The following is a 20,683-nucleotide window of genomic DNA, read 5'->3' as shown; positions in this document are numbered from 1 at the left end:
GCGGCCCCAGCGGTTATAGAGCGTCAGGGCCCAATCCCGCGGGTCAGGTTCTTGATGACGAAGGTGTCGTTGCGCTGGTCGTCGTTGGGCGTAATGACGTTGGGAATAAACAGGCAGCTGGTATAGCCCACCCGGACGCTGGCCGTGCGCGTGTTGCAGAGCGTGTTGACTTGCAGGGAATACGTGCCTGCATCCTGGACCAGCAACGTCGGGCCGCTGCTGCCATCCGACCAGCGGAAGGCTACGCCGGGACCACTCAGCGCCGGGGCGCGCAGTAGCAGCGGCCGCTCCAGGCATAAGGTTGTATCAGGGCCCAGGGTGAAGGCCGGGGCTACGGGTGCCGGTAGTACCCGCAGGGAGTCACGGCTGGTGCAGCCACCGGTATAGGTGAGCAGCACAGCATAGGTTCCGGGCTGAGTAGCCGTGATGGTAGGCGTGGTGGCCCCGGTATTCCACTGGTAGCTGATGGCGTCGGTGTTCAGGGCGGTGAGCCGGAGTGTAGTACCGGGGCACAGCAGCGTGTCGCCGCTTACCGAGGCTACTTTGGCCGTGGGCGGCCCCACGGTGTGGGTGGCCGTTTGGGTGCAGCCGTCGGCAAATGTAGCCGTGACGAAATACGTGCCGCCCTGGCTGACCAGCAGCGTCGGGGTGGTTTCGCCGTTGCTCCAGCGGTAGCCCGTCACGGCACTGCCGCTGGCCGTTGCCATGAGCGTGGTATTCTGGCCGGGGCACAGCTGCAGCCGGCCGCTGATACCGACGCGGTTGGCCTGCACCACTACCTGGCTCGTGAGCGAGCAGGCCGTGCTATAGGTAGCTACCACCGTGTAAGTGCCCGGCTGCGTCACGGAGATGCTAGGTGTGGTGGCACCCGTGTTCCAGCGCACTTGCTGCGCGCCCGGGGCCACGGCCGTGAGCTGGCGCGGCGTGCCGGGGCAGAGTACGCCCGTATTGCCTGTAATCTGCAGGCTGGGCGAGATACTACGCACCTGAAACTGCTCGGTGAGGCTGTAGCCGCCCTTGAATGTGGCCGTGACGGAGTACAGGCCCGCTTGCGTCACGCTGATGGTGGCCGTCGTGGCCCCGTTACTCCAGCGGTAGCTGATTGGGCCGCCCAGGGCCAGCGTAGAAACGGTAAGCTGCACGGCGGCGCCATTGCAAACCAGGGAGTCGCCGGTGATACGCAGCTCATTGGGCTGCATGCGGGCCACGTAGGTGGAGGCCACCAGTTTGGCGTCGCCGGGAAGGTTGATGGAGCCGAAGTCCATACTGGAGCTACGGTATTCGCCCACGATGTAGGGCGTGGCAAAAGGCCCAAGGGCCATACTCATGTTAACGTCAGTTTGCTCGCCGCCGGCGGGCACGGCCCACAGCCAGTTGCCATTGGTATCAAGCTTGGCCACGAACACGTCTTCAAGATACAAAGCTGGGTTACGGGGAATGAGGGTCACGGCCCCGAACCGGGTGCCTTGGGGGCCCTGGAAGCTGCCGCTGACGTAAGTGTTGCCGCGCCTGTCAAAGGTAATACCGGTGCTGTACTCAAGGGAAGCGCCCCCGGCCGTGGCTGCCCACTCCCAGTTCCCCCCGGCATCAAGCTTCGCCACGTACACATCTTCGTTGGGAATACCGGTGCCGACGCTGGTAAGCGTGTAGCTGCCAAAGCTGAGGCGCCCCACATAAGTGCCCGTAACGTAGCAGCAGCCCTTGGCATCGGCAGCAAAGCGCAGCATGGGAGTGGCGCCTACATTGGTCGTGTTGACAGTGGTTACCCGCTGAAAGCTGCCCGTGGCCGCATCAAGCTGGGCAACATAATAGCCCATTGCCACGTCGAATGAGCCCAACCGGCCGGCCGCCAGCATATTGCCCCCGATGTAGGCATGGCCCTGGGCATCTACACCAATGCCGGCAGTCCAGTCGTCGCCACTGCCTCCTCCCTGTACCGCCCAGCGCCAGGTGTTATTGGCATCGAGCCGGGCGACATACAAATCGGAAGGTCCGATACTGTTCAGGGTGGTGTTGCCAAAGGCGGCAGATTCGAAAAACTGGCCGGTAATATAGGCGTTACCGCCCGTGTCGAGGGCAATACCGCTAACAGTCTGTCCGCGGGCCTGCGCGGCCGAAAGCCAGTTGCCATTGGCATCCAGCTTAGCCACAAACAAGGCTCTCCGGCCGCTAGGGTTGGTTAGCGTAATGCTGCCCAGCGTGAGGGAAGCCGAAAAAAATTCGCTGGCAACATACAGATTGCCGCTGGCATCAACGGCCATAGTGGAAGAGTACCCGGTGCCGACGCCCGTGCGCAGCAGTACAATCCAGCGGTGGCTGCCGTCGGCATCGAAGCGCGCAATGTAGGTGTCGTTCGAGCCAGGCGTAATAGTTTGGCTGCCGAAGCGCATCGGGCCGGTGATAAAGCCATAGACATAGCTGTTGCCTGCCGCATCCACTGCCACCGAATGGGAATAGGGACGGGCACTGCCCGTGGGCTCCAGCACGCGCGTGGCCATGTCGAAGGTGGGCGGCGCCTGGGCCCGGGCCAGTTCAGGCATCAGGCTAGCGCACACCAGTAGCAGCCAGTCCAGCAGCCGAGGCGAGGAAAGTAGGAAATGCAGCAAATAGTGGAAACGAAAAGAGTGATAGAAGAGCTAGTAGGCAGGATAGCAATGCAGCCCAGTAACGCGCCCGAATCGGGAGTTAGTATTGAATCTGAGTATAGAAAAGCTTCTTTCTGCTAATATGCCGCCTAACTCCGCGCCGTCAGCGCGGTAGCGGCGCGAACGGGCAGCAGCCGACTTTTGCCGAGCGCCAGGCCACCCGAACGAATAGATAAGGACAGCCGTGGAGCTTGGGGTAACTGTAAGCCCCGGCCGGTGCGTAAAGGAAGGCTTGAACCTAACCTTCCTGATTGCTATGAAAGAAGATACCATGCTTAGCCGCCGTAAAGTCATTAGCGGCCTGGGAGCCAGTCTGGCCGTGGCCGCCGTCACGCCCGTGCTGGGCGCCGATGACTTCAGCCCCCTGGCCGAAACGGCCGCCGATCCGCTAAAAGACCCCACTACTGCCTACCCCAAGCCGCCGTTCAAAAGCCAGTCGCAGCCCTGGCCGGGACTGGCCTCGCAGATGGACCCCAAGCCTGACCACGGCGAGAAAAGCTACAAGGGCTCGGGCCGCCTCAAAGGCCGCAAGGCCCTGATTACGGGCGGCGACTCGGGCATGGGCCGGGCGGCCGCCATAGCCTACGCCCGCGAAGGCGCCGACGTGGCCATCAACTACCTGCCCGCCGAGGAAGCCGATGCCAAGGAAGTTATTGCCCTGATTAAAGCGGAGGGCCGCAAGGCCGTAGCTATTCCCGGCGACTTGCGTGAGGAAGCTTTCTGCAAGCGCATGGTGGAAGAAGCTGTGCGGCAGCTGGGTGGCCTGGATATTCTGGTCAACAACGCGGCCCGGCAGCAGCAGCGTCAGTCCATTATGGAGCTGACCACTGAGGACTTCGACGCGACGATGAAAACCAACATTTACGCCCCGTTCTGGACTATTAAGGCCGCCTTGCCCCACCTCAAGCCGGGCTCGGCCATCATTGGTACCACGTCTGAGCAGGCCACCGACCCGTCGGAAAACCTCTACGACTACGCCCAAACCAAGGCAGCCACTTCAAACTACGTCCGGTCCTTAGCGAAGCAGCTGGCCCCAAAAGGCATTCGGGTGAATGGCGTGGCGCCCGGCCCCATCTGGACGCCCCTGCAGGTCAGCGGCGGGGCTACCCAGGAAAAGCTCGTCAAGTTTGGCGGCGACACCCCCATGAAGCGCCCCGGTCAACCCGCCGAGCTAGCCTCCATCTACGTGCAGCTGGCCGACCCGCTGGCCAGCTACGCCACTGGGCAGGTGTACGGCTCCACGGGCGGAGCCGGCATGCCGTAACCGGCGTTGATTCACGGCTAACTTCAAATAAAAAAGCCCCGGCGCATTGTCGGGGCTTTTTTTATTTGCGGATAAAGCGGGTGGCAGCCTGGAGGAAGACCATTTCGTGAACCGAACCTGGACTATGCCACCGGCCGCCCGCCGGTTACTTACTGCTTGACAATGCGGCGGATGGCGCTGCCGGTATGGCTGTTTACATGCAGTGTGTACACTCCCGGGGCCAGGTCGGCCAGGCTAAGCTCAAGGGAGCGGACGGTTGGCACGTCCTGGCTGCGCACTGCCTGACCCATAGCGTTGTAGAGCACCAAACGGCCTTCCTGCACGGGGGCGGCAAACGTAAGGGTGCAGCGCTGCTGGGCCGGATTGGGATACACCGCCGTTTCCAGCTCCGTGTGACCAGCTCTGACGCTAGTGACCAGAGCGGGGGAGATGGGCTGGTTGAAATAGGTGTACATCGGGCAGGGCGGGGAGGGCGGGCTGTTAGGATGAAAGACTGCTACCAGATCCAGGTCATTGTCGCCATCAATGTCACCCAGCGTAAAGGCGTCGAGGGCGGGGGCGGTAAGCTGGTAGTAGCCAGAGAAACGCCCCTGCCCGTTGTTGAAATAAACCGAGAGGCTATAACCGCTCATGATCAACAGGTCCAGGTCACCATCGGCATCCATGTCGCCAAATTCCATTCCGGTTTGATTGTACATGATGTTTATAGCGGAAACCTTGCTGAAGTTGCCACTTCCATCATTTAACAGCACAGTTGCCTCTGCTGGAATACCGCTATACCCTCTAAATAGTGCTACCAGATCCAGGTCGCCATCGGCGTCAATGTCAGCAAATTTCAACTCGCCGACATTGACCGGCGTTAACTGAGTCGGGGCTCCGAAGCGCCCCGTACCGTCGTTAAGCTGCTTAAACACTGGAGCGTCAAGGCCAGCCCGTAGCAAATCCAGGTCGCCATCGTTGTCGATGTCGGCCATTGCTATTTGCCCTCCATGACCCTGCCATGAGTCGCGGGTATCCGTATAGCCTCCGGAAAACTGCCCGCTACCGTTGTTGTAGCGCACATTCAGCACCCCGACGAAGTTAGTGCCGCCCCATACATCAGACAGTCTAGGTCGCCGTCGGCATCGATGTCGGCCAGCTCCAAGTCGGTTAGCTTGGTAGTGCCCAGCTCCATGATATTGGCTACCGTGTAGACCCCGCTGCCGTTGTTGAGGCACACGCTGACCTTATACACATTGTCCGTAGCCAGCACATCCAGGTCTCCATCGTTGTCGATGTCGCCTACGGTAAGACTGCGGGAGCCTTGCGCGTCGCTGGCTACCGGTATTTCGCTGCCGCCGGAAAACTGGCCGGCGCCATTGTTAAGGCGCACGCTCAGCGGGGTTCCACCATAATAATTGCTGTTGGAGCTAAGAACGTCCAGGTCGCCGTCGCCGTCCACATCGGCCAGGCGTAGCGCGTTAGGATAGGCGCCCATCGAAAAGCTGCTGCCACCCACGTTGGTCAGGGTGCCGAGCCCGTTGCCGCCCGTGGCCGCCGTGAAGTCGAACACGTGGCCTTTGGCCAGGGCCTGCCCCGCCGTGTTGCGCGCATCCGTGGTGACGGTGGTGCGCACGGTTTCGCCGGGCTTCCAGGAGGTTGGCGGAATAAACGAGAGCTGGTTGCCGCCGACGATGGTTGTCCCGCTTTGCCCGGAGCGCATGCCCCCGCGCTGGGTGCTGAACACGCGCAGGGCGGTGATGCTGTTCCCACTCAGGGCCTGGCTAAACGATACGGTAATCGGGGCCGTGGGCGCGACATTGTGGCTGTTGGCCCGGGGCGCAGTACCCGTCAGCGTAGGTTGGGCCTGGGCTGCGCCGCCCCATAGGGTCGCTAGTAAGGCAGTCAGCTGGAATGGTAATAGGTGTCGCATAAACAAAGCACAATTAGGTGTAAATACTTAGCGGCTCTAATATAGGGGATAAGCGGCGGATGCCCAGCAGCTCCCGTGCTTGTAGCGCCAAAGAAGTTGGTCGAAACTCCTGATTCTTTGGTAGAAGTGGGCTAGGCTGAGAGCAGCAGCGCCCGAAAAACCGCTGCCAAGGTTAGCAGGGCAAGCAGGCAGCCGCACCGGTTTGGCTTGGCTTCTTTTGCGCGGGCTACGTTAAGTATTCTTTATTTCCTCTCTACCTCGTCGCTATGGACCCTAATGTGGCCCTCGCCCAGCAGTTGCAGGCCCTTGAAACGGTGCCTGATTCGTATATAGTGGTGTCGCCGGAACTGATTATTCTCACGGCCAGCAACGCCTACCTGGCCGACACGCTGACCCGGCGCGAGCAGCTGGTGGGCCGCTACCTGTTCGATGCCTTTCCCGATAATCCCGACGCACCCGAGGCTAACGCCGTGCGCAACTGGCGCGCCTCGCTGGAGCGCGTTATTGCCACCGGCAAGCCGCACCAGATGGCCCAGCAGCATTACGACGTGCCCGACCCCGAGCGGCCGGGCAGTTCGTGGAGCGCCACTGGCAGCCGCTTAATACGCCCGTGTTTGACGCCGAGGGACGCCTGCACTATATCATTCACAGCAGTGTAAATATCACCAAGGAGGTACAGGCACGCCGGGCGCTGCAAGTAAGTAAGCACCGGGAGCACGATGCCCTGGCCGAAGCCGAGCGCGAGCGGCAGCGGCTTAGCCACTTAGTGATGCAAGCTCCGGCGGCCATCTGCCTGCTGCAGGGGCCCGATATGGTCTTTGAGCTGGTAAACCCGGGCTATCAGGCCCTGTTTCCTGATCGGGACCTGCTGGGCAAACCCCTGCTCGAGGCTCTACCCGAATTCCGCAACACGGAAGTATGGGAATACTTTCAGGAGGTGTACCGTACTGGGCGTACCCACCAGGCCTACGACCTGCCCATCTCCCTAATTCAACCCAACAACTCGGGGGCCGAACAAGGCTATTTCACCCACACGATTCAGGCCCGCTACAGCGCCCAGCAGCAAGTCGATGGCCTGTACGTATTTCTCTTTGACGTGACCGAGCAGGTGCGGGACCGGCAGCAGGTGCAGGCCCTCAACCGGGAGCTGAACCAAGCCAACCACCAGCTCACCCGCGTCAACGCCGACCTGGACAGCTTCGTGTACATGGCCGCCCACGATTTGAAAGGGCCCATCAACAACCTGGAAGGGTTGGTGCAGGCCCTGCATAAGGACTTGCCCCCGGAAAGCCGGCCCCTGCTGGATATGATGCAGCGGTCCGTAGCGCGGTTTCAGCGCACTTTGGCCCAGCTCAGCGACGTGCTGCAGCTGCACCACACCCCCGACCCCGAAGCCCCGCCCGTGGAGCTGGCCGCCGTGGTCGACGACCTCCGCCAGGACCTGCTGCCGGCCCTGGCGCAAACCGGCGGCCGCCTGGAAGTCGACGCGGAAGCCTGCCCGGTGGTAGCCATGCCGGCCAAAAGCCTGCGCTCGGTGCTCTACAACCTGCTCAACAACGCCCTTAAGTACCGCCACCCCGACCGGCCCCCGCTGGTGCGCCTCAACTGCCGCACCGAGGAAGGCTTCTGGCACTTGTCGGTGCAGGACAACGGCCTGGGCCTGGACGCCACCCAGCAGGCTTCCCTGTTCGCGCTGTTTCGCCGTTTCCACGACCATGTGGAAGGCTCGGGCCTGGGACTGTACACGGTCAAGAAAACCGTGGAAAATCTGGGCGGGCGGGTGCAGGTGCAGAGTGAGCCGGGCGTGGGCTCCACTTTTTCGGTTTACATCCCGAGTCCGGCGCCGAAGGGGGCTTCGTGATGCCGCTATTTCACGGCCGCTTTGGGGTTTTGCTGGAAAAGTTGGGCATTCTACTGGGCTCATGCAACCGCGCCCGGGGCCGGTGCCTCTTACCAGTAGGACCGACTGCCCGCGTAGCCTGTCCCCACTGTTCCACAATCCAGTTATACCACTCTGAAATTACCCGTACGCCATGAAACTACCCCAAGCACTACTCGGCGCCATCCTGATGGGTGTGGTGGCCCAGGCCACTACCAGCTGCAAGAAAGACGCTCCTAGCCCCAAGCAGGAAGAAGGGTCCGGCAAAGAAAAGCCCGCGCCCATTAACTGCCCCGCCTGCGGCATGGGCTGAGCCGTGAGCACGCAAGGCCAGCCCGCCGGAGCCGCCGAGCCCGGCATTCTATCCGCCATTGCCTGCAACCTGGACGCCGACATCCTGTCGGCGTCCTTTCCGTTGTTGGAGGAAGGCCGCGTGGAAGCCCTGGAATGGTCGTTTGATACGCTGTTCTGGGCTGAGCAAATTCCCGATTGGTTTACCGAGCTGCTGCAGGCCTTTGCCGCCCAGCACCGGCTGGTAGGCCACGGGGTGTACTTTTCCCTGCTTTCGGGCCGCTGGACTCCCGAGCAGCAGCAGTGGCTGCAGCAGCTGCGGGCCCTGGCCGGGCAGTTCACCTTCGACCATATTACCGAGCACTTCGGCTTTTTCACGGGGCAGAACTTCCACTCCGGCGCCCCGCTGCCCATTCCCTACACCAGCTCAGCCCTGCACCTGGGCCAGGACCGCCTGCGCCGCATCCAGGACGCCTGCCAGTGCCCGGTGGGGCTGGAGAATCTGGCCTTCGCCTACTCCCTCGACGAGGTGCAGCGGCACGGGGAGTTTCTGGACAAGCTCGTGGAGCCGGTCAATGGCTTCCTGATTCTGGATTTGCACAACCTGTTCTGCCAGCTCCACAACTTCGCGGTGCCCTACGAGGAGCTGATTCGGCTCTATCCACTGGACCGGGTGCGGGAAATCCATATTTCGGGCGGCAGCTGGGAAGAATCGGGCCAGGTGCCGGGCCGGCAGGTCCGGCGCGATACCCACGACGATGCCGTGCCCGACGAGGTATTTGAACTGCTGAAGCTGACCATGCCCCGCTGCCCCAACCTGAAGTTTGTGGTGCTCGAGCAGCTCGGCAACGCCCTGCAGACCGAGCCCAGCCGCGCCCAGTTCCGCCACGACTTTGGTCGCATGGAAGCCCTGGTAGCCGAGTACCGCAGCCGGGCCGTCGGGCGGATAAGCCAGCTGTTTCTGCCCCTGCAGCCCTGGGTGGCGGGCCCGGTAGCCGAGGATGCCCGGCTCTATGAGCAGCAACTGCAGCTTTCCCGCATCCTCGAAACGGCCCCCTCGTTTGAGCAGGCCCACCGGCAGCTGCAGGCCTCTGATTTGGCTCACTCCGCCTGGAAAATCGAGGAGTGGGAGCCCCACATGCTCGAAACGGCCCTGCGCATTGCTCAGAAGTGGCAGTAAATGCGGCCTGCTGGGGCCGAAACCGCCTCGGAGCAGCCCCTAATCCCGGCTACCCGCCACCATAAAAAAAGCCCCTGGTACAGTATACCAGGGGCTTTTTGAATGTTGGGTTTTCCGCCGCGGGCGTACGACCTTAGCTTTTGGGCATGCCGCCGGTTACTTCCAGCAGGCTGCCGGTGGAATAGCTCCCATCCTGGGAGGCGAAGTAGACGTAGGCCGGGGCCAGCTCCTCGGGCTGACCGGGGCGGCCGAGCATGGTGGAGTCGCCGAACTGCTGGAGGTCTTCCTTGAGCATGGTGCCGGGAATGAGGGGCGTCCAGATGGGGCCGGGCAGCACGGCGTTTACCCGGATTTTCTTCTCGCCCAGGTAGCCGGCCAAGCTCTTGGTGAAGGTATGAATGGCGCCCTTGGTGCTGGCGTAGTCAATCTGGTGGGGGTGGCCCACCAACCCCACAATGCTGCCCGTGTTGATGATGGCGTCGCCTTCCTTCAGGAACGGAATGGCGGCCTGGGCCATAAAGATGTAGCCCTTGATGTTGGTGTCGAAGGTCTGGTGAATGTTCTCCTCGGGAATGGTTTCGAAGTTCTCGTACCCCATCTGGTAGGCAGCGTTGTTCACCAGAATGTTGAAACCGCCCAGTTCCCGGTGGGTCTGGCGCACGGCCTCGCGGCAGGCCGTAGCCGAGCGCACGTCGCACTGAATGGCCAGAAACTTACGGCCCTGGGCTTCCACGGCGCGACCCACGACGGCGGCATCCTCGGCGTTGGTGTGGTACACCACAGCTATGTCGGCGCCTTCCATGGCGAAGGCCAGGGCCACGGCCCGCCCAATGCCGGAGTCGCCGCCGGTGATGAGGGCTACCTTGCCCTGGAGCTTGCCGGCGGGCCGGTAGCTCGACATATCCCAGTCGGGCTTCACGTCCAGGCTTTCCTCGGAAGTGGGGTAGCTGGTAGGCTTGGGGTTGATTTCGCTGTTGGTGGGCCGGGGTTCGTTTTGCTCGGTATTCATCGTGAAAGAGTAGTGCGGGTTGAGGTTTTGCTTCGGTAGGAATACGAGGGATACCGGCGCGGGCTGGCCGATGCGGAAAAGTTGTTGGGAAATTAACCCGGAGCGGCCAGGGCAGCCACCCCGCCCCGGTGTCCATAAAAAAAGCCCCCGACCCAAAGGCCAGAGGCTTTTTCGAAAGCAGCTAAACTGAAGGCTAGTGCTTTTTGGGAAGATTTTTTCTAGGACAGCCTGAGAGTTTCTGTTGCCGTACCGCCGTAGTCGCTTGGCTGGGCCGAGTGATGCATATGCTTGAGTAGCTATGCTGCAAATCCGGTCGGTGCCGCTTATGTAGTGGGGTGTACCCACATGGCGCAGGACGCTCGCGGCAAAGCCGCTCCGGTGTAGTCGTCACTCTGCCTATCAGCGCAACTGTAGAGAGGACCACATTCCAGTTAATAAAGCCAAAGAGTATATCTTCACTCAATCTAGCAGACTGCTACCATTACATCCTTTTTCATGTTGATTCATTCCAGAGTCTATTGGTCTTTCTTAATTCTTCTGAGTAGTGTAACGGCTTGCCGTAAGTCTGAGCAGCCTAGTCCGGGTGTAGAAGTTAGCACCTTAGCTGGCAGTGGTATACAAGGGAAGGAGAATGGTCCAGGTGCCATAGCAAAGTTTACTGGCCCAGAAGGGGTTGCTGTCGATACACAGGGCAATGTGTACGTAGCAGATGGGTATGGTAATAAGATTCGGAAGATCACACCAACTACTCGCCGTGCGGTATCTCCGGGGTCCACGAGCCGGGGCGGGAGCGGGGACTGGTTCCAGGACCAAGCGACATAGAGCGCGGCTACGGGTTTGATAATATTCCTATAATACTCTGGTAATAGTACCCCTCTACTTTTGGCCGCAACCTTCTAACTACCCTGTAGTATGGCTAAAGTACGGAGCGCCGATACACTCAATAGACGTGATTTTATCAAGCAAACTGCTGTCCTGACGGGTGGCGTAGCGTTGTTGCCCGGCCTGCTGAGCGGCTGCGACGACGAGGACGAAGCAGACGTAGCCTATACCGGCGAGTTTGGATTTAAAGAAGGATTAGCCAGCTTCGATCCGCAGCAGGACCGCGTCATCATCTGGACGCGCTACACGCCGGCCGACAACGAGTCGGGCGACGCGAGCATTCGGTGGGAGGTAGCCGAAGATGCCGCCTTCGCCACCTTGAAGGGCTCCGGGGAGCTGCCGGCCCGGGCCGATGCCGACTACACGGTGTGGGCCGACGTGTCCGGGCTAAGCGCCAACCGCAAGTACTACTATCGGTTTCGCAGCGGGCGCACCGGCAAGGAGTCGGTGGTGGGCGAAACCCGCACGCTGCCCGCCGCCGGGCAGGCCAGCAGCGCGAAGCTGGCGGTGGTGTCGTGCGCCAACTACCAGGCTGGCCTGTTCAACGTGTACGGGGCCGTAGCGGCCTCCGACGCGGACGTGGTGGTGCACCTCGGCGACTATATCTACGAGTACGGGGCCGGCGGCTACGGCACCAACCCCACGACGGCCGGCCTGGACCGTCAGCACCAGCCCGCCACCGAAATCCTGAGTTTAGGCGACTATCGTACCCGCTACCGGCAGTACCGCTCCGATAAGCAGCTGCAGCGCGTGCACCAGCTCAAGCCCTTTATTTGCGTCTGGGACGACCACGAGCTGACCAACGACGCCTACACCGGCGGGGCCGAAAACCACCAGCCCTCCGAAGGCAGCTTTGAGCAGCGCCGGCAGTACGCCCAGCAGGTATGGCACGAGTACCTGCCTGCCCGCGTGAGCGACAAAACCAAGATTTACCGCAGCTTCGACTTCGGCGGGCTGGTCAACCTACTTATGCTCGACACCCGCATGGTGGGCCGCGACAAGCAGCTGAGCCTGACGGACTACCTAACCCCGACCGGGGGCTGAACGCGGCGGCCTTCGGGGCGGCGTGGCTGAATCCGGCCCGCAGCATTCTGGGCAGCGAGCAGCGCAACTGGCTCACTGCGGCCTTGTCCGGCAGCTCGGCCCGGTGGCAGGTGCTGGGCTCCCAGGTCCTGATGGGCAAAATTTACATTCCGGCCGAAATGCTGCCCCTGGTAGCCCAACTAGCCGGCAGCGGGGCCACGCCCGCCCTGCTCCAGCAGTACACCACCCTGGCTACCCAGCTCATTACCATCAAAACGCGCATTGCCGCCGGCGACCCTACCGTGACGGCCGCCGAGCGGGCCCGCGTCGAAACAGTGCTGCCCTACAACCTCGACGCCTGGGATGGGTACCCAATCGAGCGGGAGGCGGTGCTGGCCGCGGCCGGCTCCAAGAAGCTGGTGGCCCTGGCCGGCGACACCCACAACGCCTGGTACAGCGACCTTACCACCAGCACCGGCCGGCGCGTGGGCGTAGAGTTTGCCGCGCCTTCGGTATCGTCGCCGGGCTTCGAGGCCTTCTTCGGCGGCAACGCGGCGGCTATCCAGGGCTTCGAACAAGCCAATACCGCCCTCATCAACGACCTGCACTACCTGGATGCTTCGCGCCGGGGCTTCCTGGAAGTAAGCTTCACCAACAGCGCGGCGACGGGCACCTGGAAGTACGTAGCCGATCTGGCCACGGAAACCGCCGCCACAACCACCGGCCGCACGGAAAGCTACGCGTAAGCCGGCTTGCCCTTACCCAAATTTTCTATAGTGTTCTGGCCACAAGCTAGAACACTTTTTTTACTATTTCGCCTATGATTTTTGGCTACGCCCGCGTCAGCACCGCTGACCTGCAGTTGCCCCTTCAGGCCGATGCTTTGCAGGGTCATAGCTGCGCTGAAGTAGCGCAGGAAAAAGTATCGTCTATGAAAGTGCGGCCGGCACTGCAGCACCTCTTGACCCGCTTGCCCCTCGTACTGAACGTAGGAGTATTTTCATACCCTAGAAGGTAACTGAAGGGGGAAACCATAGCTGAAACGTACTGCCTGCCCCTGCTACAGAATGGACCTGAATGCTACCCTGGTGCAACTGCATGATTTGCTTGGCCAAGCTAAGTCCAATCCCGGAGCCGTTGGGGCGGGTGGTGAAAAAAGGGATAAAGATGCTGTCCAGCACGTCGGCAGGGATACCGCTCCCGTTGTCTTTCACCTCAATAACTGCTCGTTCCAGTTCATCAGACCAAGCCACCACGCTAATGTGAGGATTAGGGGTTTGGGTGACTGCCTGCGCCGCATTCAGCACCAGATTGATGAGTACTTGCTCTAGCAGGTGGCCGTCGGCGTGTAGGGTGAGGTGGGCGGGCCGGACGCTAAGGGTGACCTCAATGCCTTGTGCTTCTAGCTGTTCCGCTAGTAGCTGCCGGGTGGCCTGCAGCAATTCCTGCACGTAAAGGGTCGTGCGCTGCGGCGAGGCCAGGGTGCTAAAATCGCGGTACACCTGGGCGAAGCGCAGCAGCCCTTCGCTACGCTGTTGAATGATGCGAATGCCGGTGCCCACATCGTCGATTAATTCGGCGAAGGCATCCTGCTGTCGGGCGCGCTGCACGTGGCGGCCCAACGAATCCGCCAGCGAAGCAATGGGGGCGACTGAGTTCATGATTTCGTGCGTCATGACCCGTAGCAGTTGCTGCCAGGCGGCCGTTTCGGTATCCGCCAGGGCCTGGCTCACGTTTTTAAAGGCCAGCAGGGTAAATGCTTCGCCTCGCAGCTTAAATTGGGTGGCCGACACGAGCAGTTGCACCGTCTGGAGGTCTACCGTCAGTTTCACTACCACGGGCTGGCCAGGAGTTACCCGGCAGATGGCCTCGTATAGAACCGGCTGCCGGGATTGCAGCGCCTGGATATTGTTTAGGTACGGTAGGTGCAGCGTCTGTTTAAAAGCCTCGTTCACCCAGACCACAGTGCCCGCCTTGTCGTAGGACACAATGCCGGTATCGAGCAGCGCCAGGATGGTTTGCAGGTATTGAAACTGCCCTTCCTGCGCGGCCCGCAGTTCCCGAAACGTAGCGTTGACTTGGTTGAAGGCCTCGTGCAAGGGCCGCAGCGACGCCGGGACGGACTGCAACGGATACTGCCGCGAAAAATCCCGGTACTGGAGGGCTAAGGTGAAGTCGGCTAGGGCCTGCTGGCCGCGCGCCAGGTAGCGCGCCAGGTCCAAGACCAGGACTAGCAACAGCACTACGGCCCCCAGGGCTAGCCCGTAGGCGTGGTGCAGCGTGGCGTACCCGCCCCCGGCCAGCGCGGCTACCAGCAGTACTAATCGTCCCAGCAGGTGAGCGTCTAGGTTGTTAAATGTCATGCTTGTCGAGCCGACGGTAGAGGGCAGGACGGGTGAGCCCCAGTTCCTTAGCCGCTTTGGTAAGGTTGCCCTGGTGGCGCTCAATGGCCTGCAGAATGGTATTTTTTTCTACTTCCAGCAACGCCCGTGGATTCTCAGCCCCGGGCGCCGCTGGTGCTGCTGCCCCGGAAGCCGCCGTCGATTCGGGGTTCTGAAACGAGAAATCGGCAGGACGCAATACGGGCCAGCCCCTAGGATAACGGCCCGCTCCACGGCGTGTTGCAGTTCACGCACATTGCCAGGCCACGTGTGCTGGCGGAGCTTGCGCAGGGCAGCGGCACTGAATTCCGGCACGGGTTGCCGGTTGCGGGCCGCATACACCTGAGCGAAGTGCAGGGCTAACAGCTGCACGTCGTCGTCCCGTTCGCGCAGGGGCGGCAGCGTGATTTCAACCGTATTGAGGCGGTACATCAGGTCCTGGCGAAAGGTGCCGCGGGCCACTAGGGCATGCAGCGGGGCGTTGGTGGCCGACAACAGCCGGATATCCACCGGTACAGGGGTATTGCTCCCTACAGGCACCACCTGGCGGTTTTGCAGGGCCGTGAGCAGCTTGGCTTGCTGCGGCAGGGCTATGTTGCCAATCTCATCCAGAAATAAGGTCCCTCCGGTAGCCGCCTCAAACCGGCCTACGCGGCTGGCCTGGGCATCCGTAAACGCGCCCTTGGTGTGCCCAAACAGCTCACTCTCAAACAACCCTTCGCTGAGGGCGGCTACATCGGCGGCCACAAAGGGCCGGGTAGCGCGGCGCGACTGTTCGTGCAGGGACTTGGCGACCAGCTCTTTGCCCGTGCCGTTCTCGCCGAGCAGCAGCACGTTGGCTTCCGTTGGGGCGACCTTTTCAATAATAGCGCGCACTTCCTGCATGGCGGCTGACTCTCCAAGTAGCGCGGTAACAGCGGCCGGCCCGACTACTTTCTTCGGGTGCCCCCTCTTTTGCTGCCGGTCTTAGGTCGCAGGGCAGCGGCCAGCGTTTGCAGCAGCTGTTCGTTGTGCCAAGGCTTAAGCAGGAAATCGGTGGCGCCAGCTTTAAGAGCACGCACCGCCGTGCGCACGTCGCCATAGGCCGTAATCAGGATAACGGCTGTGGTGGGGTCGTGCTCCAGGATGCGGCCCAGCCAGTAAAAGCCCTCGTTGCCTGTCGTCTGGCCGCTGCGGTAGTTCATGTCGAGTAGAACGGCGTCGAAGTGCTGTTGCCGGAGCAGGGAGAGCAGCAGTTCCGGGTTTTTCTCCGTCACGACTTCCCGCACCTCGTTTTTAAGCAGCAGCTTGAGGGCGAACAGTACGTCACTCTCGTCGTCTACCACTAGGATGCGGGCGTGCTTAGAAATCATGAAAAAAAGGATGAGTAAAACGTAAAAGTCGGGGTTATCTGGCACCCGTACCAACCCAGGCCACATAAACCGTGCAGACCTCTGAAAATACTGGTTTTCAGTCAGCCAAGCTGATCCCAGTCCATCAGTAGATGCAAGCCGTAACAGAACCGTACGGTCAACTGTAACAAAACCGGACACTTGGTAACAACTAGCTATCAGGTCTTTATCTCATATTGCTGACTTGCACCTACTTACAACAAGGGCACCGTTTTTGGCACCTCTGGTCAATAGTTTTTGCTGCTATTGCTTGCGCCAAATCGAATGGATGTTCTGATACCGAAAAAAAAATGGTGGTTTGTTGCCCGTTGGTGGTGGCTAGGGCTTCTGGTGCTGGTGGGCACGGGTGTGGCCAGCATCTACTGGCCTAGGCCGGGCCAGCGGCTGCACGTAGCGGCCAGCCGGTTGACCATTAGCCCCGTTACACGGGGTAATTTTCAGGAATTTACAGCCATCGACGGGGTGGTGCAGCCCCTGCACACCGTGTACTTGGACGCGGCGGAGGCTGGCACGGTGCAGCAAGTACTAGTGGAAGAGGGCGCGACCCTGACGGCAGGCCAGCCGTTGCTGCGGCTAGCGAACCCCGACCTGCAGCTGGAAATGGTGAACCGCGAAACGGCCGTGTACGACCTGATGAACAACCTGCGCAACACCCGCACCCAGCTGCTGCAAAACCGTATTCTGCGCCAAAATCAGTTGGCCGACATCGACTTCCAGCTGGCCGAGGCCCGGCGGGTGTTCGACACCAACCAGGTGCTCTACGACCAGAAGGTGATTGCGCGGCAGGACTACTTGCAGAGCCAGAACGTCTACCGCTACCAGCTGCGCCGGCGGCAGCTGACGCAGCAGACCCTGCACCAGGATTCGGTGGCCATGCAGCAGCAGATAGAAGCCATGCAGGAATCAGTGCAGCGCATAACCAGCAACCTGGCCCTGATGCAGCGCAAGATGGCCGACCTGCTGCTGCGGGCCCCGGTGGGCGGGCGGCTCAGCTCACTGGCTGCGGAAGTGGGCGAGGCCAAAACCCGGGGTCAGCGCCTGGGGCAGATTGATGCGCTGGCTGGCGTGAAACTGCACGCCGCGGTTGATGAGTTCTACATTGCCCGCATTGCGGCCGGTCAGGTGGGCGAAGTGGTGGTGGATGGGCAGACGTATACCTTGCGCGTGACCAAAATCTTCGCCCAAGTGGCCAAAGGGCTGCAAATCGACCTGGCCTTTACCGACGTGCCCCCACCGGGTTTGCGGCGAGGACAGACCCTACCCATCCGGCTAGCGCTGAGCGCGAAGGCCCCGGCGGTGCTGCTGCCCAAAGGCGGCTTTTACCAGCAAACCGTGGGCAATTGGGCGTTCAAGCTGGGGGCTGATGGCACCCGGGCCCAACGCGTGGCCATCCGGCTGGGGCGGCAGAACCCCAACTACTACGAGGTGCTGGCGGGCCTGCGGCCTGGCGACCAAGTCGTGACCTCCAGCTACGAAAGCTATGCTGACCAACAGGAACTAGTGCTGGACAACCACCAGCCATAGAATTTTTAATGACTACCTGACCATAAATGACTGCTACTCATGATTAAGACCGAAAACCTGGAAAAGTTGTACCGCACCGAGCAGGTACAAACTAAGGCGCTGAACCACGTCTCGTTGACGGTGGAGCAAGGGGAGTTTGTAGCCATCATGGGCCCCTCGGGCTGCGGCAAATCGACGCTGCTCAACCTACTGGGGCTACTCGACGAGCCCGACGGCGGCAGCCTGCAACTGCTAGGCACCGAAACCAGCCGCTACTCCGAGCGCCAGCGGGCCGAGCTGCGCAAGCGCAGCCTGGGCTTCGTGTTTCAGAGCTTTAACCTGATTGAGGAGCTGACAGTGTTCGAGAACGTGGAGCTACCCCTGCGCTACCTCGGCGTAGGGGCTGCCGAGCGGCGGCAGCGGGTGCAGCAGGTACTGGATAAAATGCAGCTGCTGCACCGGCGCAACCACTTTCCGCTGCAACTCTCGGGCGGGCAGCAGCAGCGCGTGGCCGTGGCCCGCGCCGTGGTGAACGCCCCGCCGCTGCTGCTGGCCGATGAGCCCACCGGCAACCTCGACTCGGCCAGTGGCCACGACGTGCTGGGCCTGTTGACCGAATTGAATGAGGCAGGTACCACCGTGCTTATGGTCACGCACTCCGAGCACGACGCCCGGTACGCCCGGCGCGTCATCCGCCTGCTCGACGGACAGGTGGTGCTCGAAAACAGTCGCTACCAATTCTAACCGATTCCTCCTTCGGCCATGCTTCCCTACCCTTTGCTGCTCATCTACCGCAACTTCAAGCGGTTCAAAAGCACGTTCTTTATCAACCTGATTGGCCTCTCGACCGGCCTAGCCTGCGGGCTGCTCATCTACCTGTGGATTAGCGACGAGCGCAGCTTCGACCGCTACCACGCTCTGGATGGCCGGCTGTATCAGGTGATGGAAAACCGCCGCACGGCCGCCGGCATCGAGACCCAAACCGGGACCGTGCCGCTGCTGGCCGAAGCCCTGCGGCGGGAAATGCCGGAGATTGAATTCGTGGCCACCACCACGCCGGTACCATTCTTCCCCGGGTTCACGCTGGCGGCGGGCGGCCAGCACCTGAATGCTGTCCCCAAGTACGCGGACCCGGCCTTCTTCCAGCTGTTTTCCTACCCCCTGCTGGTGGGCACCCCCGCCACGGTACTGCGGGATAAAAACGGGATTGTGCTCTCCGAGGCCTTGGCAACTAAGCTCTTTGGGTCGCCACAAAACAGCTTGGGCAAAGCCGTGGAATGGCAAATGGCCGACATAAAACAGACCTGCCTGGTGGCTGGGGTGTTTGCCGGGGTGCCCCGTAACTCGTCCGAGCAGTTTGACTGCGTACTGCCGTTCGCCTCGTTTAAGGACCTGATGCAGATGGGCGAGACCATCAAGTGGGATGACGACGGCCCCTTCAACACCTACTTAGCCTTGAAGGAGGGAGCCGACCCGGCGCAGTTTCAAGCCAAGCTGGCGGGTTTGCTGAAAACCAAAAGCGCCCAAGCCCAGGCCCGGGGGCGCACGCTGTTCGTGCGGCCGTTCTCGGCGGGGTACCTGCACAGCACCTACGAAAACGGCATCGCCACCGGGGGGCGCATTACTTACGTGCGGCTGTTCGCCCTGATTGCCGGGCTCATTCTGGTGATTGCCAGCATCAATTTCATGAATCTGTTCACTGCCAAGGCCTCGCGGCGGGTAAAGGAAGTGGGTATTCGCAAGGCCCTGGGGGCAAGCCGCGCCGCGCTGGTGAGGCAGTACCTGACCGAATCCGTGGTGATGGCCTTGCTGGCCCTGATCGTGGCCGTGGGGCTGGTACAGCTCGTGCTTCCGCAGTTCAGCGAGCTGACGGGCAAGCCGCTGGCCTTGCGGTGGGAGCCGCAGCTGGTGGGGGCCAGTCTGGCCCTGGCGCTGGGCACGGGGCTGCTGGCGGGCAGCTACCCCGCGTTCTACCTGTCGGGTTTCCAGCCGGCGGTTGTGCTGAAAGGCAAGCTGCCGACCAGGGCCGGCGACGTGTGGACGCGGCAGGGCTTGGTCGTGCTGCAATTCACGCTCTCGGTGCTGTTCATCGTGGCCGTGGTGGTCGTCAACGCGCAGCTGGCGTTTATACAGCGCCAGCCGCTGGGCTACGACAAAGCCCACGTGCTCCGCTTTGATACGGGCGGCAAGGCGGCGCGCCAGCAAGCGGCCTTTCTGGCTGAGGTGAGAAAGTTGCCCGGCGTCGTGCAGGCGTCCAGCGTCTTGGGCGGCTTCTTTGGTGGGCGCTACGTCTCGGAGGTGAGCTGGCGGGGAAGCGCCTACCAGTAGCGACGATGCTGGTCAACTACGACCTGGTGGAAACGATGGGCATGCACTTGGTAGCCGGCCGCAGCTTTGCGTCGCAGTTTCGCGCCGACAGCGCCGCCATCCTCGTCAACCAGGCCCTGGTGGCCGGCCTGGGGATGCCGGACCCCGTGGGCCAACAGCTCGACGGGGCCCGCATCGTGGGCGTGGTCCGCGACTTCCACTACGAGTCACTGCACGAAAAAATCAAACCCCTTGTCCTCAAGCTCGACCCCCAGATTAACACGGTACTAGTGAAGCTCCAGCCAAATGCGGAGCAGGCCACGATTGCGCAGCTTCAGCAACTGTACGCTGCCTACAACCCCGGCTTTACGCTCGACTACTCGTTTCTGGATACCGACTACCAGGCCCAGTACGTAGCCGAGCGGCGGGTGGCGGTGCTCGCCCGCTACTTTGCCGGGCTGGCCATTCTCATTTCCGCCCTGGGTCTGCTGGGGCTGGCCACCTTCACCGCCGAGCGGCGGCGCAAGGAAATCGGCATCCGCAAGGCCTTGGGCGCGAGCGAAGTGGGCATTGTCTGGCTGTTGACCAGTAGCCTAACTTGGCTGGTCGTCGTGGCCATCGTACTAGCGCTGCCCCTGAGCTACCTGCTCCTGCAGCGGTGGTTAGAAGGCTTTGCTTACCGCGTGGCGTGGCAGTGGTGGTACTTTGCGGCAGCCGGACTGGGGGCCCTACTCATTGCCTGGCTCACAGTGAGTGTGCAGGCCTGGCGGGCTGCCCGCCGCAACCCCATGCTGAGCCTGCGGACCGAGTGATAGGCGTGTAGGTTGGCCGCTCTGAATTACTAAAAGAGGGGCAACCGTCCCCGCTGCCGTTGCATGCAGGCGCAGGTATAGGTAGGGAGCTTAAGCAGACTGAGCGAAGCACTCACGTCAGCGTTTTCCTTTTCAATTATGCCATCCCATTACAAATGCGCTTAGCAGTGAGTGCTAAAGCAACTTCCTACTTATTCTCTCACC

The 20,683-nt window shown here is 61.5% G+C and carries 21 protein-coding genes; 13 read left to right on the top strand and 8 right to left on the bottom strand.

Annotation, left to right across the window (positions count from 1 at the left end):
• Positions 1-23 precede the first annotated feature (23 nt).
• Positions 24-2,606 carry a hypothetical protein gene (locus MUN79_RS23200; RefSeq protein WP_244674900.1) on the bottom strand — a complete coding sequence of 861 codons (2,583 nt, stop codon included), beginning with the start codon at positions 2,604-2,606 and terminating at the stop codon, positions 24-26.
• Positions 2,607-2,901: 295 nt separating this feature from the next.
• On the opposite strand from MUN79_RS23200, the gene MUN79_RS23195 reads away from it, so the two are divergent.
• Complete coding sequence (locus MUN79_RS23195) at positions 2,902-3,909, top strand: SDR family oxidoreductase (RefSeq protein ID WP_244674899.1); 1,008 nt, start codon at positions 2,902-2,904, stop codon at positions 3,907-3,909.
• A 149-nt stretch (positions 3,910-4,058) separates the two neighbouring features.
• Here the strand turns inward: MUN79_RS23195 and MUN79_RS23190 are convergent, their stop codons facing one another.
• Entirely contained in the window at positions 4,059-4,979 is a 921-nt protein-coding gene (locus MUN79_RS23190; RefSeq protein WP_244674898.1) for a T9SS type A sorting domain-containing protein, read from the bottom strand.
• The gene (locus tag MUN79_RS23185; RefSeq protein WP_244674897.1) at positions 4,973-5,821 is read right to left on the bottom strand and encodes an FG-GAP-like repeat-containing protein; all 849 of its coding nucleotides are present in this window, start codon (positions 5,819-5,821) and stop codon (positions 4,973-4,975) included. The genes MUN79_RS23190 and MUN79_RS23185 overlap by 7 nt, the downstream gene beginning before the upstream one ends.
• Positions 5,822-6,087: 266 nt before the next feature.
• Here MUN79_RS23185 and MUN79_RS23180 point away from each other — a divergent pair, with 266 nt between their 5' ends.
• From MUN79_RS23180 to MUN79_RS23165, 4 genes are all read left to right on the top strand, one after another.
• The gene (locus tag MUN79_RS23180; RefSeq protein WP_244674896.1) at positions 6,088-6,480 is read left to right on the top strand and encodes a PAS domain-containing protein; all 393 of its coding nucleotides are present in this window, start codon (positions 6,088-6,090) and stop codon (positions 6,478-6,480) included.
• Positions 6,432-7,682 carry a sensor histidine kinase gene (locus MUN79_RS23175; protein ID WP_244674895.1) on the top strand — a complete coding sequence of 417 codons (1,251 nt, stop codon included), beginning with the start codon at positions 6,432-6,434 and terminating at the stop codon, positions 7,680-7,682. Before MUN79_RS23180 ends, MUN79_RS23175 begins: the two co-directional genes overlap by 49 nt.
• Before the next feature lie 172 nt (positions 7,683-7,854).
• A complete protein-coding gene (locus MUN79_RS23170) occupies positions 7,855-8,013 on the top strand; it encodes a chryseobasin-related MNIO class RiPP peptide (RefSeq protein ID WP_244674894.1) in 159 nt (52 codons plus the stop codon).
• A 3-nt stretch (positions 8,014-8,016) separates the two neighbouring features.
• Positions 8,017-9,171 (top strand): multinuclear nonheme iron-dependent oxidase, encoded by a 1,155-nt coding sequence (locus MUN79_RS23165; RefSeq protein ID WP_244674893.1) that lies wholly within the window; start codon positions 8,017-8,019, stop codon positions 9,169-9,171.
• A 133-nt stretch (positions 9,172-9,304) separates the two neighbouring features.
• Here the strand turns inward: MUN79_RS23165 and MUN79_RS23160 are convergent, their stop codons facing one another.
• On the bottom strand, positions 9,305-10,180 hold the full coding sequence (locus MUN79_RS23160) for an SDR family oxidoreductase (protein WP_244674892.1): 876 nt from the start codon (positions 10,178-10,180) through the stop codon (positions 9,305-9,307).
• Positions 10,181-10,675: 495 nt separating this feature from the next.
• Between MUN79_RS23160 and MUN79_RS32080 the strand changes: the two genes are divergently transcribed.
• The 4 genes from MUN79_RS32080 to MUN79_RS32075 all read left to right on the top strand — a co-directional run bounded on the left by MUN79_RS32080 (position 10,676) and on the right by MUN79_RS32075 (position 13,103).
• Positions 10,676-11,002: an NHL repeat-containing protein gene (locus MUN79_RS32080; protein WP_375378194.1), complete on the top strand. Its 327-nt coding sequence runs from the start codon at positions 10,676-10,678 to the stop codon at positions 11,000-11,002.
• A gap of 90 nt (positions 11,003-11,092) precedes the next feature.
• The gene (locus tag MUN79_RS30345; RefSeq protein WP_262922927.1) at positions 11,093-12,106 is read left to right on the top strand and encodes an alkaline phosphatase D family protein; all 1,014 of its coding nucleotides are present in this window, start codon (positions 11,093-11,095) and stop codon (positions 12,104-12,106) included.
• Positions 12,103-12,831, top strand: coding sequence for an alkaline phosphatase D family protein (locus MUN79_RS30340; RefSeq protein WP_262923080.1), 729 nt, complete (start codon positions 12,103-12,105; stop codon positions 12,829-12,831). The genes MUN79_RS30345 and MUN79_RS30340 overlap by 4 nt, the downstream gene beginning before the upstream one ends.
• 74 nt (positions 12,832-12,905) lie before the next feature.
• Positions 12,906-13,103 carry a recombinase family protein gene (locus tag MUN79_RS32075; protein ID WP_375378193.1) on the top strand — a complete coding sequence of 66 codons (198 nt, stop codon included), beginning with the start codon at positions 12,906-12,908 and terminating at the stop codon, positions 13,101-13,103.
• On the opposite strand, the gene MUN79_RS23150 is transcribed toward MUN79_RS32075, so the two are convergent.
• The 4 genes from MUN79_RS23150 to MUN79_RS31400 are packed head-to-tail and all read right to left on the bottom strand — an operon-like array spanning position 13,093 to position 15,818.
• Entirely contained in the window at positions 13,093-14,448 is a 1,356-nt protein-coding gene (locus MUN79_RS23150) for a sensor histidine kinase (protein WP_244674891.1), read from the bottom strand. The genes MUN79_RS32075 and MUN79_RS23150 overlap by 11 nt on opposite strands.
• Entirely contained in the window at positions 14,438-14,569 is a 132-nt protein-coding gene (locus tag MUN79_RS31410) for a helix-turn-helix domain-containing protein (RefSeq protein WP_311136574.1), read from the bottom strand. Before MUN79_RS31410 ends, MUN79_RS23150 begins: the two co-directional genes overlap by 11 nt.
• The gene (locus tag MUN79_RS31405) at positions 14,557-15,351 is read right to left on the bottom strand and encodes a sigma 54-interacting transcriptional regulator (protein ID WP_311136573.1); all 795 of its coding nucleotides are present in this window, start codon (positions 15,349-15,351) and stop codon (positions 14,557-14,559) included. The genes MUN79_RS31410 and MUN79_RS31405 overlap by 13 nt, the downstream gene beginning before the upstream one ends.
• Before the next feature lie 44 nt (positions 15,352-15,395).
• Positions 15,396-15,818 (bottom strand): response regulator, encoded by a 423-nt coding sequence (locus MUN79_RS31400; protein WP_311136572.1) that lies wholly within the window; start codon positions 15,816-15,818, stop codon positions 15,396-15,398.
• Between the two features lie 303 nt (positions 15,819-16,121).
• On the opposite strand from MUN79_RS31400, the gene MUN79_RS23140 reads away from it, so the two are divergent.
• The 4 genes from MUN79_RS23140 to MUN79_RS23125 are packed head-to-tail and all read left to right on the top strand — an operon-like array spanning position 16,122 to position 20,479.
• The gene (locus MUN79_RS23140) at positions 16,122-17,381 is read left to right on the top strand and encodes an efflux RND transporter periplasmic adaptor subunit (protein WP_244674890.1); all 1,260 of its coding nucleotides are present in this window, start codon (positions 16,122-16,124) and stop codon (positions 17,379-17,381) included.
• 39 nt (positions 17,382-17,420) lie between these two features.
• Positions 17,421-18,104 (top strand): ABC transporter ATP-binding protein, encoded by a 684-nt coding sequence (locus MUN79_RS23135; protein WP_244674889.1) that lies wholly within the window; start codon positions 17,421-17,423, stop codon positions 18,102-18,104.
• Between the two features lie 18 nt (positions 18,105-18,122).
• A complete protein-coding gene (locus MUN79_RS23130) occupies positions 18,123-19,688 on the top strand; it encodes an ABC transporter permease (protein WP_244674888.1) in 1,566 nt (521 codons plus the stop codon).
• A gap of 5 nt (positions 19,689-19,693) precedes the next feature.
• On the top strand, positions 19,694-20,479 hold the full coding sequence (locus tag MUN79_RS23125; RefSeq protein ID WP_244674887.1) for an FtsX-like permease family protein: 786 nt from the start codon (positions 19,694-19,696) through the stop codon (positions 20,477-20,479).
• The last annotated feature ends 204 nt before the right edge of the window (positions 20,480-20,683 follow it).

This window comes from Hymenobacter cellulosilyticus (assembly GCF_022919215.1).
GTDB lineage: Bacteria > Bacteroidota > Bacteroidia > Cytophagales > Hymenobacteraceae > Hymenobacter > Hymenobacter cellulosilyticus.
The sequence above is the reverse complement of the archived record's forward strand: the minus strand, read 5'-3'. Positions and strand labels throughout refer to the sequence as shown.

Coding starts and splice junctions, on each gene's coding strand:
- MUN79_RS23195 (WP_244674899.1), top strand. CDS start 2,902: ATGAAAGAAGATACCATGCTTAGCCGCCGTAAAGTCATTAGCGGCCTG.
- MUN79_RS23185 (WP_244674897.1), bottom strand. CDS start 5,821: ATGCGACACCTATTACCATTCCAGCTGACTGCCTTACTAGCGACCCTA.
- MUN79_RS23180 (WP_244674896.1), top strand. CDS start 6,088: ATGGACCCTAATGTGGCCCTCGCCCAGCAGTTGCAGGCCCTTGAAACG.
- MUN79_RS23170 (WP_244674894.1), top strand. CDS start 7,855: ATGAAACTACCCCAAGCACTACTCGGCGCCATCCTGATGGGTGTGGTG.
- MUN79_RS23160 (WP_244674892.1), bottom strand. CDS start 10,180: ATGAATACCGAGCAAAACGAACCCCGGCCCACCAACAGCGAAATCAAC.
- MUN79_RS32080 (WP_375378194.1), top strand. CDS start 10,676: ATGTTGATTCATTCCAGAGTCTATTGGTCTTTCTTAATTCTTCTGAGT.
- MUN79_RS30345 (WP_262922927.1), top strand. CDS start 11,093: ATGGCTAAAGTACGGAGCGCCGATACACTCAATAGACGTGATTTTATC.
- MUN79_RS32075 (WP_375378193.1), top strand. CDS start 12,906: ATGATTTTTGGCTACGCCCGCGTCAGCACCGCTGACCTGCAGTTGCCC.
- MUN79_RS23150 (WP_244674891.1), bottom strand. CDS start 14,448: ATGACATTTAACAACCTAGACGCTCACCTGCTGGGACGATTAGTACTG.
- MUN79_RS31405 (WP_311136573.1), bottom strand. CDS start 15,351: ATGCAGGAAGTGCGCGCTATTATTGAAAAGGTCGCCCCAACGGAAGCC.
- MUN79_RS31400 (WP_311136572.1), bottom strand. CDS start 15,818: ATGATTTCTAAGCACGCCCGCATCCTAGTGGTAGACGACGAGAGTGAC.
- MUN79_RS23140 (WP_244674890.1), top strand. CDS start 16,122: ATGGATGTTCTGATACCGAAAAAAAAATGGTGGTTTGTTGCCCGTTGG.
- MUN79_RS23135 (WP_244674889.1), top strand. CDS start 17,421: ATGATTAAGACCGAAAACCTGGAAAAGTTGTACCGCACCGAGCAGGTA.
- MUN79_RS23130 (WP_244674888.1), top strand. CDS start 18,123: ATGCTTCCCTACCCTTTGCTGCTCATCTACCGCAACTTCAAGCGGTTC.
- MUN79_RS23125 (WP_244674887.1), top strand. CDS start 19,694: ATGCTGGTCAACTACGACCTGGTGGAAACGATGGGCATGCACTTGGTA.